Raw genomic sequence first — 14,715 nt, forward strand, 5'->3', positions numbered from 1 at the left:
GACCGGCCACGGCGTCGCTCAACGGTCCACTGTCTCACCCGTGCCGGACGGGTCCGCGCTTTGCGGTCCGGTGTCCGGGGACTCGTCACTCTGCTGCGTGCTCTCCTCGGCGGCGGCGCGTGCCGCGACGCGCTTGCGGCTGGCGTACATCTTGATGCCGGCCAGGACGAGGAGGAGGACACCGCCCGCGATGACGAGCATGACGGTCGGGGTCACCTCGGTGGCTTCGACGGTGAACTTGCGGGCCTTGCCGTAGGGCACGCCGTCGGTGGTGAAGAGCTGGGCCGTCACCTCGACGGGGCCGCTCGCGGTGGCGTTGGCGGGGAACTTCACGGTCTGGCTGTGCCCGCCCTGGACCGCGACTTCTTGCTGGGACTCCCCGCTGTCGCCGAACATCAGGCGGGTCGGGTTGGCGGACCGCACCCGGAGGACCAGGTTGTGGGTGTCCTGGACGAGGCTGTTCTGGACGGTGACGGGGATGGTCGCGCTGTGTCCGGAGAGCGTGGCGTCCGACTTGGGGATGATCTTGACCTTCTCGGTCAGCCGGATCAGGTACTGCTGCACCTGGTCGCGGTAGTCCCACGCTTCCGTGGGGCGGCCGCGCCAGGAGGCGGACATCTCGCGGTTGGTGGTGTTGCCGAAGGGGATCTCGACGCGGTCGGGCGCGGTCAGGATCACCTTGAAGTGGTCGAGAGTGGTCTCGGTGGTGCGGATCTTCTCGAAGGCCGAGACCGGCAGTTCCTGCTTGCTCAGCGCCTCGGGGTACTGGCCTGCTCCCGGGACCTGGGTCGCGGCGCGGGGGTCCGGAGTCGCGGCGGCCGCCGTCTCCAGGTCCGTGGCCTGGCTCCAGCGGCTCGCCTGCAGACCCCGTATGGCGGCGGCCATCGTCTGCACCTGGCTGACGCTGGGCATCCGCTGCGGCGCGACGACGAAGCTGCGCTGGCTGTCGGTCTCCTGCAGGTTCAGGGCCAGGGTCTGGGCGAGGAACTGCTGCACCGCGAGGGTGGAGTTCTCGGCGCGGAGCATGTCGCCCTGGAAGGCGGTGGAGAGATCGGCATCGGCGACGACCGCCGTGGTGCCCGCGCCGATGGGCCGGGCCGCCGACGGCGTGTAGCCGAGGGCGCCGGTCTCCTGGAGGCTGTCGCTGCGGGTGAGGACGTTGTGGGCACCGGCCGACGTCGCGACGTTGACGATCGACGGGTCGATCGCCCCGTCCACGGGCCAGGAGAAGTCGGTGCTCGCCGGGACGTGCAGGACCGTCTCGACGGCCTGCTTCGCCTTGTCGGTGGCGGGCCGCAGCTGTCCCAGGGTGCCGGACACGTCCTTGCCGCGGTGGGCGAGCGAGGCGATGTCCGGATCGGCGAAGGGCAGTGCGACGACCTTCTTGCCCTGGACGGCGGCTTCCAGCGAGCTCAGCCACTGCTCGGCGATGGCCTTCTTCGTGCCCTGGACGGTCCGGCCGTCGGGGGTGCGGATCCGGTAGCCCTTGGTCATGGCGTCGACGGTGTAGAGCAGATCCGGGTCGATGACCCAGGTGATGGGAAGGTCCTTGCCGAGGGTGACCATCTGTCCCAGGCGGCCGTCCGGCTTCAGCTCGTCGGCGAGGTTGTCGTCGAGGAAGACGGGGGTCTGCAGCTCGTCCGAGCCGGTCTCCGAGGTCAAGTGCGTGGTCGAGATCAACGGCCACACGTAGGCGAGCTGGGACCGCTTGGCGGCGGCGTCCGGCTGCCAGGGCAGGAAGGTCCGCTTGATGCCCAGGACCTGCTCGTACTGGCGGCTCTCGGTCTCCCCGGACAGGGAGACGCCGAGCTGGTAGACGCCGTCCTCGTCCAGGTCCAGTTTGTTCACCGGAACCTTGAGGGTGAACGGCTGGCTGATCTTCGAGGGCAGTGAATCGATCTTCACCGCGAACTCGGCGCCGACCTCCGCCGGGTCCGTGCCCGCCCGGAATGCGCCGCGCTCCGCGACCTCGTCGATGGAGCTGCGGTCCCCCAGCGCCGGACCGACCCGCAGGCCCACGTGCGCGTCGGTGATCTTCTCGGAGCCGTTGTTGGTCACGGTGCCCGAGATGGTGAGGGTGTCGCCCTTGACCGGGGTGCTCGGCGCCATGGCGTCGAGCTGGACGTCGACCGCGGCGGCAGCCGTCTCGGCGGCCTGGGCTTCGGGGGCGTGCGAGTAGACCAGGCCGGCGAGCACCGGCGTCCCGGCGAGCAGGACGACCGCGCGCCGCAGCCAGCGTCGCCGGGCAGGAGCGAGGGGTGCCCCCTGGATGTCTGCCGCCTCGGCCAACGCGCTCGCCCGTCCCTCGGAGTGTCAGTGGTCGTCGTTTGTGCGTCCACGCATGGTAACGAGGCCCGCTGTGCGCGAGTGCCGCGCCTTGCTCCACATGATCGGGTCCGCCCCGGAGGGGCCGGGGGCCGGGGTGGCCGCAAAACACGGGAGCTCCGGGCGGGCCGGGCACGTACCCTTTTCTGTTGTGCCGAACGCCAACGAAGACAACCCCAGTGTCCTGAATCACGGGCAGGCCCGCGCGGTGAGTGAACTGCTGCGGATCGCCCCTGTCGCCGACGAGCTCGGCCGCCGTTTCCAGGAGGCGGGTTTCCGGCTCGCCCTGGTCGGCGGGTCCGTCCGCGACGCGCTGCTCGGGCGCCTCGGCAACGATCTCGACTTCACCACCGACGCCCGCCCCGAGGACGTTCTCAAGATCGTCAGGCCGTGGGCCGACTCGGTCTGGGACGTCGGCATCGCCTTCGGCACGGTCGGTGCGCAGAAGGACGCCCGCGTCGGAGACGCTGATCGAACCTTCCAGATCGAGGTGACGACCTACCGCTCGGAGTCCTACGACCGGACCTCGCGCAAGCCCGAGGTCTCCTACGGCGACTCCATCGAGGAAGACCTCGTCCGTCGGGACTTCACGGTGAACGCGATGGCCGTCGCGCTCCCCGAGCAGGAGTTCGTCGACCCGCACGGCGGTCTGGAAGACCTCAGGGCGGGCGTGCTGCGCACCCCGGGCACGGCCGAGGACTCCTTCTCCGACGACCCGCTGCGGATGCTGCGGGCGGCGCGGTTCGCCGCCCAGCTCGACTTCGAGGTCGCCCCGGACGTGGTGGCGGCGATGACGGAGATGTCCGGCCGCATCGAAATCGTCTCGGCCGAGCGGATCCAGGGCGAGCTGAACAAGCTCCTGCTGTCCGCGCACCCGCGCAAGGGCCTGGGCCTTCTCGTGGACACGGGGCTGGCCGAGCACGTGCTGCCGGAGCTGCCGGCGCTGCGCCTGGAGAGCGATGAGCACCACCGGCACAAGGACGTCTACGACCACTCGCTGATCGTGCTGGAGCAGGCGATCGCACTGGAAGAGGACGGCCCGGACCTGGTGCTGCGGCTCGCGGCCCTGCTGCACGACATCGGCAAGCCCCGGACCCGCCGGTTCGAGAGCGACGGACGGGTCTCCTTCCACCACCACGAGATGGTGGGCGCGAAGATGACCAAGAAGCGCATGACCGCGCTCAAGTACTCCAACGACATGGTCAAGGACGTGTCCCGGCTGGTGGAGCTGCACCTGCGCTTCCACGGCTACGGGGACGGGGAGTGGACCGACTCGGCGGTGCGGCGCTATGTCCGCGACGCCGGTCCGCTGCTGGACCGCCTGCACAAGCTGACCCGCTCCGACTGCACCACGCGCAACAAGCGCAAGGCGAACGCGCTCTCCCGCACGTACGACGGGCTGGAGGAGCGCATCGCCCAGCTGCAGGAGAGGGAGGAGCTGGATGCGATCCGCCCCGACCTCGACGGCAACGAGATCATGCGGGTCCTCGACGTGGGTCCCGGCCCGGCGATCGGCAAGGCCTATGCGTTCCTGCTGGAGCTGCGGCTGGAAAACGGTCCCATGGGCCACGACGCGGCGGTCGCAGCCCTCAAGGAGTGGTGGGCCGCTCAGGGCTGAGGCCCTGCGGGCGCGAGTGCCCTAGGGCCCGGGCCCGCCGATGTTTCACGTGAAACATCGGGGCGGAGATCCGGTCGTGCTGCGGTCAGGGCGATGTTTCACGTGAAACATCGCCCTGACGCATGAGGAGCGCCGCGGTAGCGGCATAGAGCATCGCCACCCCGATGATCAAAGTGACGGAGTGCCCGTCGAGGGGGAGCACGAGAGCGGCCACCCCGGCGGCGCCGACGAAGGCGGCGTTGAAGAGCACGTCGTAGAGGGAGAAGACGCGGCCGCGAAAGGCGTCGTCCACCTGGGACTGCACGACGGTGTCGGTGGAGATCTTGGCGCCCTGGGTGGCCAGGCCCAGCACGAAGGCGGCTGCCAGCATCGGGCCGGGTGCGAAGAACAGGCCGAGCGCCGGTACCAGCACCGCGGCGCTCGCGGCGCAGAGGGTGATGGAGCCGAGGGGGCCCAGCCGGCCCACCAGCCAGGGAGTGATGACGGCGGCCGCGAAGAACCCGGCCCCGGAAACGCCGACCGTGACCCCGAGCAGGGCCAGCCCGTCGGCCTCGTTGTCCGACCAGGCGTAGCGGCAGAGCATGAGCAGCGTGACGAACAGGGCCCCGTAGCAGAACCGCATGACGGTCATGGCGGTGAGCGCCCGGGCCGCCTCGCGCCGGGAAGCAAGGTGTCGCAGGCCCTCGACCAGGCCCCGCACGGTGAGGGCGATCCCCTGGCGGACCGTCGGGTTGATCCGGCCGGGAGGGTGGTCGGGTCCGAGGAGGTTCAGGGCCAGACGCAGGGAGACCAGGGCCGCGCACAGGTAGAGGCCGGCTCCCAGGAGGACGACCAGGGCGTCTGAGTCGTCGGCCAAGACGCGGACGAGGAAGGCCAGGCCCCCGCCGGCGACGGCGGCGAGCGTTCCCGCGGTGGGTGAGAGGGCGTTCGCGGTGACCAGCTGGGCGGGCGCGACGACCCGCGGCAGGGAAGCCGCGAGCCCGGCCAGCACGAAGCGGTTGACCGCGGTCACGGACAGGGCCGAGGCGTAGAAGAGCCAGTCGGGGACGTGCGCGACGATCAGCATGCCGGTGACGCAGGCGAGGAAGGCCCGCAGCAGGTTCCCGTAGAGGAACACCTGGCGGCGGCGCCAGCGGTCCAGCAGGACTCCCGCGAAGGGTCCGATCACCGAATAGGGCAGCAGGAGCACCGCCATGGCCGAGGCGATGGCCGCCGGCGAGGCCTGCTTCTCCGGGGAGAAGACGACGTAGGCGGCCAGTGCGACCTGGTAGACCCCGTCGGCGGCCTGGGAGAGCAGCCGTACGGCGAGCAGGTTGCGGAAGTCCCGCAGACGCAGGAGTACGCGCAGATCACGTACGACAGCCATGAGGGAAAGGGTCACATACGCGGAGGGTCCCCGGGCACATTGCCCGGGGACCCTCCGTGGAAGAACAGCCGAAGTCCAGGCGTCCGCGAGGACGCCGCGGTTTCGACTAGCGCTCGACCTCGCCCTTGATGAACTTCTCGACGTTCGCGTAAGCCTCGTCGTCGAAGTACTGCACCGGCGGGGACTTCATGAAGTAGCTCGAAGCCGACAGGATCGGGCCACCGATGCCCCGGTCCTTGGCGATCTTCGCCGCGCGCAGCGCGTCGATGATGACACCGGCGGAGTTCGGGGAGTCCCACACCTCGAGCTTGTACTCGAGGTTCAGCGGAACGTCGCCGAAGGCACGGCCTTCGAGGCGGACGTAGGCCCACTTGCGGTCGTCGAGCCACGCGACGTAGTCGGACGGGCCGATGTGGACGTTCTTCTCGCCGAGCTCGCGGTCGGGGATCTGCGAGGTGACGGCCTGAGTCTTGGAGATCTTCTTCGACTCGAGGCGGTCGCGCTCCAGCATGTTCTTGAAGTCCATGTTGCCGCCGACGTTGAGCTGCATGGTGCGCTCAAGACGGACACCGCGGTCCTCGAACAGCTTCGCCATCACGCGGTGCGTGATGGTGGCGCCGACCTGCGACTTGATGTCGTCGCCGACGATCGGGACACCGGCCTCGGTGAACTTGTCGGCCCACTCCTTGGTGCCGGCGATGAAGACCGGGAGGGCGTTGACGAAGGCGACCTTGGCGTCGATGGCGCACTGGGCGTAGAACTTCGCCGCAGCCTCGGAACCGACCGGCAGGTAGCAGATCAGGACGTCGACCTGGCGGTCCAGAAGGGTCTGGACGATGTCGACCGGGGTCTCGGCCGACTCCTCGATCGTCTCGCGGTAGTACTTGCCCAGACCGTCCAGGGTGTGGCCGCGCTGAACGGTCACGCCCGCACTCGGGACGTCACAGATCTTGATGGTGTTGTTCTCGCTGGCGCCGATGGCGTCCGAAAGGTCGAGGCCGACCTTCTTCGCGTCGACGTCGAACGCGGCGACGAACTCGATGTCGCTCACGTGGTAGTCGCCGAACTGGACGTGCATCAGACCGGGGACCTTGGCCGCCGGGTCGGCGTCCTTGTAGTACTCGACGCCCTGCACCAGCGAGGCGGCGCAGTTGCCTACGCCGACGATGGCTACGCGAACCGAACCCATTCCGGTTGCTCCCTGTTTGTTCTCGGACGAGGCCTGCGAGATGCAGACCTCACTTTGCAGTTTCGTCGGACGGACCGGGTCGTCTCTGATCCCGTCCCGCCCGCTCACTCTCGATGAGCTCGTTCAGCCAGCGCACTTCGCGCTCCACGGATTCCATGCCGTGGCGTTGCAGCTCGAGCGTGTAGTCGTCGAGCCGCTCGCGTGTGCGAGCCAGCGAGGCGCTCATCTTCTCCAGGCGCTCCTCAAGGCGGCTGCGACGGCCCTCCAGTACCCGCATGCGCACTTCTCGTTCGGTCTGGCCGAAGAAGGCGAAGCGGGCGGCGAAGGACTCGTCCTCCCAGGCATCGGGGCCCGTGTGGGAGAGGAGCTCCTCGAAGTGCTCCTTACCTGCTGCCGTCAACCGGTAGACGATCTTGGCGCGGCGCCCTGCGAGTGAAGCGGCGAGAGCGTCCTCCGGGGCATTGCCCGGTTCTTCGATCAACCAGCCGTTGGTGACGAGCGTCTTGAGGCAGGGGTAGAGCGTCCCGTAACTGAACGCTCTGAACACCCCCAGCGAGGTGTTGAGCCGCTTGCGCAGCTCGTAACCGTGCATGGGGGATTCGCGAAGCAGGCCGAGAACAGCGAACTCGAGGATGCCTGAGCGCCTGCTCATCCGCTTGCCCTTCCCCTGCCTCGGAGTCTTTATGTCGAGCTGATGTATCGACTCGATACATCCAGACGATAGAGCGGGTAGCCCTCAGCTACAAGTGGTGACACGGTGACCGGCGTCACATCACCGATTTGCACGAGGCAAGTTGCCTGATTTGGGGTGAACTTCGGCACTGATTGGCTTTTGGGCGTGCGTAGTCTGTGCGCCATGACACCGGGGGGACCGGAACTCACCTGCCGCTTCCAGGCCACTCGCCTGCCCGAGGAGTAGTCGTTCGATGAGCGAGCACCGCCGCAAACCGCAACAGCCCCAGAGCGGTGGCCGCGCCGCCGCCCGTAGGGCTGCCCAGCAGCGCCCGTCCAGGGGCGCCGGGCGTGACGTCCCCACCGCGTCCCCCAGCGGGTCGTATTCCCAGCAGCCGGGGCACGGCAGCCGTTCGGATGCCCGGAGATCCGCCGGCCGCGGCTCGGCGGGCCGGGGTCGGGGCGCCGGCCGACCCAAGCGGTTCATCAACTACCCGCGCGGCGAAAAGGTCGGCTGGAAGCGCTTCGTCCCTTCGTGGAAGCTCGTCAGCGGCACGATTCTGGGCTTCTGCGCGATGATCACGGTGGGCGCCGGAATCGGCATCGCCATGGTGAACAAGCCCGATGTGAACAAGACGGCCGAGGCGCAGAACAACGTCTTCTACTGGGCCGACAACAGTCAGATGGTCGCGACCGGCGGCTCCGTGAACCGCCAGATCGTCCTCATCGACAAGATCCCCCTTTCGATGCAGAACGCCGTGATCGCCGCGGAGAACGAGTCCTTCGATTCGGACAAGGGCGTCGACCCGATGGGCATCGCCCGCGCCGTGTGGAACATGGCCAAGGGCGGATCCACCCAGGGTGGCTCCACGATCACCCAGCAGTACGTGAAGAACCAGTACCTGGACTCGGATCAGACGCTCAAGCGAAAGGTCACCGAGCTCTTCATCTCGATAAAGCTGGGTGTCAGCGAGCGGAAGAGCACGATCCTCGCCGGCTATCTCAATACCGCCTACTACGGCCGTGACGCCTACGGGATCCAGGCGGCCGCGCGCGCCTACTTCGGCAAGGACTGCGAGAAGCTGACGCCCTCCGAGAGCGCCTTCCTCGCCGCCGTGCTCAAGGGCCCCAACCTCTACAACCCCGACGGCGGCATCGGCTCCGCGGCCACGCCCGAAGCGAACGCCAAGCGGGCCGAGGAGCGCTGGGCCTGGGTGCTCGACCGCGAGGTCAAGGTCGGGCGCATGCAGCAGGCCGAGCGGGACAAGTACAAGGAATTCCCCGCACTGATCGAACCGGCCCAGGCCGCCGGCATGTCCGGCCAGATCGGTTATCTGGTCGAGACGGCCAAGCTGTACATGCTGAAGACCAACGGCATCAAGGTCGAGGACCTGGCCAAGGGCGGCTACCGGATCCACACCACCTTCGACAAGAAGAAGGTGGACGCGCTGGTCAAGGCCGTCGAGGGAACCCGCGACGGGATGCTCGACGAGAAGAAGCGGCCCGATACGGACACCTTCGTCCAGTTCGGCGCGGCCTCGGTGGACGTGAAGACCGGCGCCCTCGTGGCCCTGTACGGCGGTCCCGGCATCGACAAGAAGCACTTCAACAACAACGCCAATACCTCGGGCGTCCAGGTCGGCTCGACCTGGAAGCCGTTCGTGCTGGCGGCAGCCATGCAGTACGGCACCCAGAACTCGGACGGCGAGGGGATCTCGGCCAAGAGCAAGTACCAGGCGAACGACCTCACGGTGATCAACAACCGTGCGGGCGAGCCGCTGCGCGACGGCGCGGGCAAGCCGTTCCGGCAGAAGAACGAGAGCCCGACCGCCTACGGCTACGTGACCCTGAACGAGGCGATGGAGAAGTCCATCAACGTGCCCTTCGCCCAGCTCGTCTTCGACGTCGGACACAGCAAGGTGAAGGCCGTCGCGGAGGCGACCGGCATCCTGAAGGAGTCCTTCGACCCCAACGACAACGCCTCCTTCGCACTGGGCACCTCGACCCCCAGCGCCATCCGCATGGCCGACTCCTACGCCACCTTCGCCGCCTCCGGCATCCACCACGATCCGTACTCGGTGAAGAGCGTCCAGAAGAACGGCAAGGACGTCCCCGGCTTCGCCGCTCCCAAGGGGCAGCGGGCCATGGACGACTCCGTCGCGGACAACGTCACCAAGGTCCTGCAGAACGTCGTCGAGAACGGCACCGGCACGAAGGCCAAGAAGCTCGGCCGGCCCGCCGCGGGCAAGACCGGTACCACCGACAAGAACATGTCGGCCTGGTTCGTCGGCTACACCCCCGAGCTGTCCACCTCCGTGGCCCTCTTCCGCTCCGACCCGAGCGCCAAGAAGAAGGAACTGATCTCGATGCGGGGCGTGGCGGGCATTCCCTCCCTCCACGGTGGTGACATCCCGGCCGAGATCTGGACCAAGTACATGAAGGAGGCGCTGAACGGCGTCCCGGAGTCGGACTTCCCGGAGCCCGACGAGCTCGGAGTCGTCGCGAACGCCTCGGGCGCCCCCTCGCCCTCGCCGTCGCCCTCCCCGTCCCCCTCACCGTCGCCGTCTCCGTCGAACTCGCCGTCCCCGTCCCCCAGCCCGAGCCCTTCGCGCAGCCACGGCAAGCCGACCTGCAGGCCCTGGGCCATTTGCGAGCCCAGCCCCAGCGCCAGTTCGTCCCGGTCGCCCTCGCCCTCGCCCAGCAAGTCGCGGGACAGGCCGAGCGGCGGTACCGGAGAGTTCCCGATAGGGGGCTCCACGGGGGGCTGACCCGACGCCCCCACGACCCGGCCGGAGAGGGCCGTCGCACCCGGTGCGGCGGCCCTCTCCCCCGTGTCATGGGCGGGGGCGGCGCCGTACGGCAGGATGTGCGCATGACGAAGGTGCACGAGGACAGCCCCGTACTGCCCACCCAGCAGGACGAGGTGGCCGCCGCGGGAAGCGAGTTCATCGGCGGCCCGCTGGGCCGCTACGCCCGGCTGGGCGGACACTGGCTGACCCCGGTGCGGGTCGTCGTGCTCGTGGCCCTGGGGATGTTCGCGCTCGGCATGGTGCAGAAGCTGCCCTGCTACGACTGGGCGTGGTTCCGCGGGGCCGGCTCCCAGTACACCCACGCCTGCTACTCGGACATCCCGCACCTCTACGTCGCACGCGGCTTCGCCGAGGGCCTCACCCCGTACTTCGACCGGCTCACCGGCGACATGCAGTTCCTGGAGTACCCGGTGCTCACCGGGCTCTTCATGGAGATCGCCTCCTGGATGACCCCCGGCAGCGGCTCCATGCAGCACCGGGAGCAGATGTACTGGATGGTCAACGCGGGCATGCTGATGGTCTGCGCCGCCGTGATCGCGGTGTGCGTGGCCCGCACCCACCGCAGGCGGCCGTGGGACGCGCTGCTCTTCGCCCTCGCTCCCGCCTTCGCGCTCACCGCGACCATCAACTGGGACCTGCTGGCCATCGCCCTGACCGCCGCCGCGATGCTCATGTGGTCGCGGGGCGGAGCGCGGTCCTTCGGTGTCCTGATCGGCCTGGCAACGGCGGCCAAGCTCTACCCCGTCCTGCTGCTCGGTGCCGTGTTCGTGCTCTGCTGGCGGGCCGGGAAGTGGCGTGCGTTCGGCGAGGCGCTGGGCGGCGCCCTGGTCGCCTGGCTCGTGGTGAACCTGCCCGTGATGCTCTTCGCCTGGGAGGGCTGGCAGAAGTTCTACACCTTCAGCCAGGAGCGGCCCATCGACTTCGGATCCGTGTGGCTGCTGATCTCCCAGCGTTCGGGGAACCCCATCGAAGGCGCCAACACCTATGCGACGGGCCTGACGCTGCTGCTGTGCGCGGGCATCGGACTGCTCACGCTGACCGCGCCCCGCCGCCCCCGCTTCGCGCAGCTGGCCTTCCTGCTGGTGGCGGCCTTCATCCTGGTCAACAAGGTCTACTCGCCCCAGTACGTGCTCTGGCTCATCCCGCTGGCGGCGCTGGCCCGGCCGCGCTGGCGGGACTTCCTGATCTGGCAGGCCGGCGAGGTCGTCTACTTCCTGGGCATCTGGTTCTACCTCGCCTACACGACCAGCGGGGACAAGCACCAGGGCCTGCCCCTGGAGGGCTATCAGCTGGCCATCGCGGCCCACCTGCTGTGCACGCTCTACCTGTGCGCTGTGGTCGTACGCGACATCCTGCTGCCCGATCGGGACGTGGTGCGGCGCGACGGCTCGGACGACCCCTCCGGGGGCGTCCTGGACGGTGCCGAGGACGTCTTCACGCTCCCGCTCGCGCCGAAGGCGCCGCAGGAAGCGGCGCCTTCGGAGGGACAGCGAGTGGAGTGGGGCGTACGCCCCGGGGAGTGACTCAGGCGTCGAGCACCCGGTCGAACTGCGTGGTGGTGTGGCGCAGGTGCGCCACCAGCTCGTCGCCGACCTTCGGCTCGGGAGAGTCCGACGGCACGAACAGGATGGACACCTGCATGTGCGGCGGCTCGGCGAACCAGCGCTGCTTGCCCGCCCACACGAAGGGCGACAGGTTCCGGTTGACGGTGGCGAGACCGGCGCGGGCGACTCCCTTGGCGCGCGGCATCACCCCGTGCAGGGCCTTGGGGGCCTCCAGGCCGACTCCGTGGGAGGTGCCGCCGGCGACGACGACCAGCCAGCCGTCGGAGGCGGCCTTCTGCTGCCGGTAGCCGAACCGGTCGCCCTTGGAGACACGGGTCACGTCGAGCACCGCGCCGCGGTACTCGGTCGCCTCGTGGTCGCCCAGCCACAGCCGGGTACCGATGCGGGCCCGGAAGCGGGTCTGCGGGAACTGCTGCTGCAGCCGCGCCAGGTCGGAGGCCTTCAGGTGGCTGACGAACATCGTGTGCAGGGGCAGCCGGGCCGCGCGCAGCCGGTCCATCCAGGCGATGACCTCCTCGACGGCGTCTGAGCCGTCGGGGCGGTCCAGCGGCAGGTGCAGGGCGAAGCCCTCCAGCCGGACGTCCTCGATCGCCGTGTGCAGCTGGCCGAGGTCCTGCTCGGAGATCCCGTGCCGGCGCATCGAGCTCATGCACTCGATCACCACACGGGCACCGACCAGGCCGCGCACCCCGTCCAGCGAGGAAACCGAGCGGATGACCCGGTCCGGCAGCGGCACAGGCTCCTCGCCGCGCCGGAACGGGGTGAGGACGAGCAGGTCACCGCCGAACCAGTCCTTGATGCTGGCGGCCTCGTACGTCGTCCCGACGGCGAGGACGTCGGCACCCATCCGGGTGGCCTCCTCGCAGAGCCGCTCGTGACCGAAGCCGTAGCCGTTGCCCTTGCAGACGGGGATCATCCCGGGGAACTGGTCCTGGATCTGCTTCTGGTGCGCACGCCAGCGCGCGGTGTCGACGTAGAGCGTGAGCGCCATGCCCGTCCGGAGCCTCTCTCGATGAGCTGCGTGGTGCAGCGGTGCGGTGTGTGTGGATGGAGCGGGTCAGCGACGCGACATGTAGATGTCGAGCGCCTTGTGCAGCAGCTTGTTGAGCGGGAAGTCCCACTCGCCGACGTACTCGACGGCCTCACCGCCCGTGCCGACCTTGAACTGGATCAGGCCGAACAGGTGGTCGTTCTCGTCCAGGGTGTCACTGATGCCGCGCAGGTCGTAGACGCTTGCGCCGAGCGCGTAGGAGTCGCGCAGCATCCGCCACTGCATCGCGTTCGAGGGACGGACCTCGCGCTTGTGGTTGGCAGAGGCGCCGTACGAGTACCAGACGTGCTGGCCGACGGTGAGCATCGTGGCGGCGGCCAGCGGCTCCCCCTCGTGCGTGGCGATGTACAGCCGCATCCGGTTGGGGTCCTCGGAGTTGAGGGCCGTCCACTGGCGCTGGAAGTAGCTGAGCGGGCGCGGGCGGAACTTGTCGCGCTCGGCCGTGACCTCGTACAGCTTCTGCCAGGTCGGCAGGTCCTCGTAGCCGCCCTGGACGACCTCGACGCCGGCCTTCTCGGCCTTCTTGATGTTGCGGCGCCACAGCTGGTTGAAGCCCTTGAGGACGTCGTCCAGCGAGCGGTTGGCCAGCGGCACCTGGAAGACGTACCGGGGCTGGACGTCGCCGAAGCCGGCGCCGCCGTCCTCGGCCTGCTGCCAGCCCATCCGGCGCAGCTTGTCGGAGACTTCGAAGGCGCGGGGCTCGATGACGGAGGCCTCCACGTCGCGCAGGCGCTTGACCTCCGGGTCCTGGATACCGGCCTTGATGGCGGTCGAGTTCCAGCGGCGGATGACGACGGGCGGGCCCATCTTCACGGTGAAGGCGCCCTGCTGCTTGAGGTGCGCCAGCATCGGCTGGAGCCACTCCTCGAGGTTGGGGGCGTACCAGTTGATGACCGGGCCCTCGGGGAGGTACGCGAGGTACCGCTTCACCTTGGGCAGCTGTCGGTACAACACGAGTGCGGCGCCGACGAGTTCGCCGGACTGGTCGAACCATCCGAGGTTCTCGGAGCGCCACTCGTTCTTCACGTCGGCCCACGCCGGGACCTGGCAGTGGCTAGCCGAGGGCAGGCTCTGGAGGTAGCCCAGGTGCTGCTCTCGGCTGATGGTCCTCAGGGACAGGCTCATGCGGGGCGTCTCCTCGGCGGCTTCGCTGGCTATGGCGCGAAGCCTACTGCGACGTGGGCGCCACCCATCTGGGGGACGGGCCGGGCCCGGGCCGGTGGGAGGCCGGCGCCCCGTCGCGGAGGCACCCGGTCAGCCCAGCCAGCCGCCGAAGAGACCGCCGTGCGCCATGCCGAGGAAGAAGCCGATGGCCGAGGCTCCGAGCCCGATGATCAGCGCTGTGCGCTCGCGTGTCGTGGCGGAGATGAACTGGCCGTAGAGCCCGGTGACGATCCCGATCAGCCCGGTCCACGAGCTGAGCAGGTGCAGATGGTGGAAGAAGCCCGTGACGAACGCCACGGCGCCGAGGACCAGGGTGACGGCCACCAGGGTGTCCTGGAGCGGATGGGGCTTGCCGTCGGTCGCGAAGAGCGAGATGGAGGACTGAGGACGCATTGCCTGTGCCATCGGAAGGCACCTCCTGGCTGCAGCAGAGCGGTGCTGCGGGCTTCCTCCGGCAGGAGCCGGGGGCATAGCACCGAGCACACCCGATGCATACAGATTGTCGCCTCCTGGTGCCGGATTTCAACCGGAAGGAGTCGAGGAGGTAGTCTGTACAGCTGCGCGGTGTCTGCTCTGCAGATGCCGTGCGCACGCATCACGACCCTCCTGCCACGGAACGACCGTGGCCGCTGAGTCCAAAGGAGGTGGGTTCCACATGCGTCACTACGAAGTGATGGTCATCCTCGACCCCGATCTCGAGGAGCGCGCTGTCTCCCCGCTGATCGAGAACTTCCTTTCTGTCGTCCGTGAGGGCAACGGAAAGGTCGAGAAGGTCGACACCTGGGGCCGTCGTCGTCTCGCTTACGAGATCAAGAAGAAGCCCGAGGGCATCTACTCGGTCATCGACCTCCAGGCCGAGCCTGCGGTCGTCAAGGAGCTTGACCGACAGCTGAACCTGAACGAGTCGGTTCTCCGGACCAAGGTCCTTCGCCCCGAGACCCACTGAACTTCGGTT

Annotated in this window: 11 protein-coding genes; 4 read left to right on the plus strand and 7 right to left on the minus strand. The window is 68.7% G+C overall.

Annotated features, from left to right (window positions below):
• Positions 1–18 precede the first annotated feature (18 nt).
• Positions 19–2,289, minus strand: coding sequence for a DUF6049 family protein (locus ACFYM0_RS16195; RefSeq protein ID WP_388501485.1), 2,271 nt, complete (start codon positions 2,287–2,289; stop codon positions 19–21).
• A 187-nt stretch (positions 2,290–2,476) separates the two neighbouring features.
• Here ACFYM0_RS16195 and ACFYM0_RS16200 point away from each other — a divergent pair, with 187 nt between their 5' ends.
• Positions 2,477–3,943: a CCA tRNA nucleotidyltransferase gene (locus tag ACFYM0_RS16200; RefSeq protein ID WP_388501488.1), complete on the plus strand. Its 1,467-nt coding sequence runs from the start codon at positions 2,477–2,479 to the stop codon at positions 3,941–3,943.
• Positions 3,944–4,028: 85 nt separating this feature from the next.
• On the opposite strand, the gene ACFYM0_RS16205 is transcribed toward ACFYM0_RS16200, so the two are convergent.
• From ACFYM0_RS16205 to ACFYM0_RS16215, 3 genes are all read right to left on the minus strand, one after another.
• On the minus strand, positions 4,029–5,309 hold the full coding sequence (locus ACFYM0_RS16205; protein WP_388501490.1) for an MFS transporter: 1,281 nt from the start codon (positions 5,307–5,309) through the stop codon (positions 4,029–4,031).
• A gap of 106 nt (positions 5,310–5,415) precedes the next feature.
• Positions 5,416–6,498, minus strand: a complete 1,083-nt coding sequence (locus ACFYM0_RS16210; protein ID WP_250738618.1) for an inositol-3-phosphate synthase — start codon at positions 6,496–6,498, stop codon at positions 5,416–5,418.
• A gap of 49 nt (positions 6,499–6,547) precedes the next feature.
• On the minus strand, positions 6,548–7,150 hold the full coding sequence (locus ACFYM0_RS16215; protein ID WP_327253820.1) for a PadR family transcriptional regulator: 603 nt from the start codon (positions 7,148–7,150) through the stop codon (positions 6,548–6,550).
• Between the two features lie 274 nt (positions 7,151–7,424).
• On the opposite strand from ACFYM0_RS16215, the gene ACFYM0_RS16220 reads away from it, so the two are divergent.
• Together ACFYM0_RS16220 and ACFYM0_RS16225 are read left to right on the plus strand one after the other, a co-directional pair.
• The gene (locus tag ACFYM0_RS16220; protein WP_388501493.1) at positions 7,425–9,938 is read left to right on the plus strand and encodes a transglycosylase domain-containing protein; all 2,514 of its coding nucleotides are present in this window, start codon (positions 7,425–7,427) and stop codon (positions 9,936–9,938) included.
• Positions 9,939–10,042: 104 nt separating this feature from the next.
• Positions 10,043–11,503: a glycosyltransferase family 87 protein gene (locus ACFYM0_RS16225; protein ID WP_388501496.1), complete on the plus strand. Its 1,461-nt coding sequence runs from the start codon at positions 10,043–10,045 to the stop codon at positions 11,501–11,503.
• A gap of 1 nt (position 11,504) precedes the next feature.
• Here ACFYM0_RS16225 and ACFYM0_RS16230 read toward each other — a convergent pair whose 3' ends face one another.
• The 3 genes from ACFYM0_RS16230 to ACFYM0_RS16240 form a co-directional block, all read right to left on the minus strand.
• Positions 11,505–12,536, minus strand: coding sequence for an alanine racemase (locus ACFYM0_RS16230; RefSeq protein ID WP_388501499.1), 1,032 nt, complete (start codon positions 12,534–12,536; stop codon positions 11,505–11,507).
• Between the two features lie 66 nt (positions 12,537–12,602).
• Positions 12,603–13,721, minus strand: coding sequence for a peptidoglycan bridge formation glycyltransferase FemA/FemB family protein (locus tag ACFYM0_RS16235; RefSeq protein ID WP_243331146.1), 1,119 nt, complete (start codon positions 13,719–13,721; stop codon positions 12,603–12,605).
• 129 nt (positions 13,722–13,850) lie between these two features.
• Positions 13,851–14,165, minus strand: coding sequence for a hypothetical protein (locus ACFYM0_RS16240; RefSeq protein ID WP_388501502.1), 315 nt, complete (start codon positions 14,163–14,165; stop codon positions 13,851–13,853).
• Positions 14,166–14,415: 250 nt separating this feature from the next.
• On the opposite strand from ACFYM0_RS16240, the gene rpsF reads away from it, so the two are divergent.
• Entirely contained in the window at positions 14,416–14,706 is a 291-nt protein-coding gene (rpsF, locus tag ACFYM0_RS16245; RefSeq protein WP_015034882.1) for a 30S ribosomal protein S6, read from the plus strand.
• Positions 14,707–14,715: the final 9 nt, after the last annotated feature.

Origin of the sequence: Streptomyces sp. NPDC006487 (assembly GCF_042870555.1) — a bacterium.
Lineage (GTDB): Bacteria > Actinomycetota > Actinomycetes > Streptomycetales > Streptomycetaceae > Streptomyces.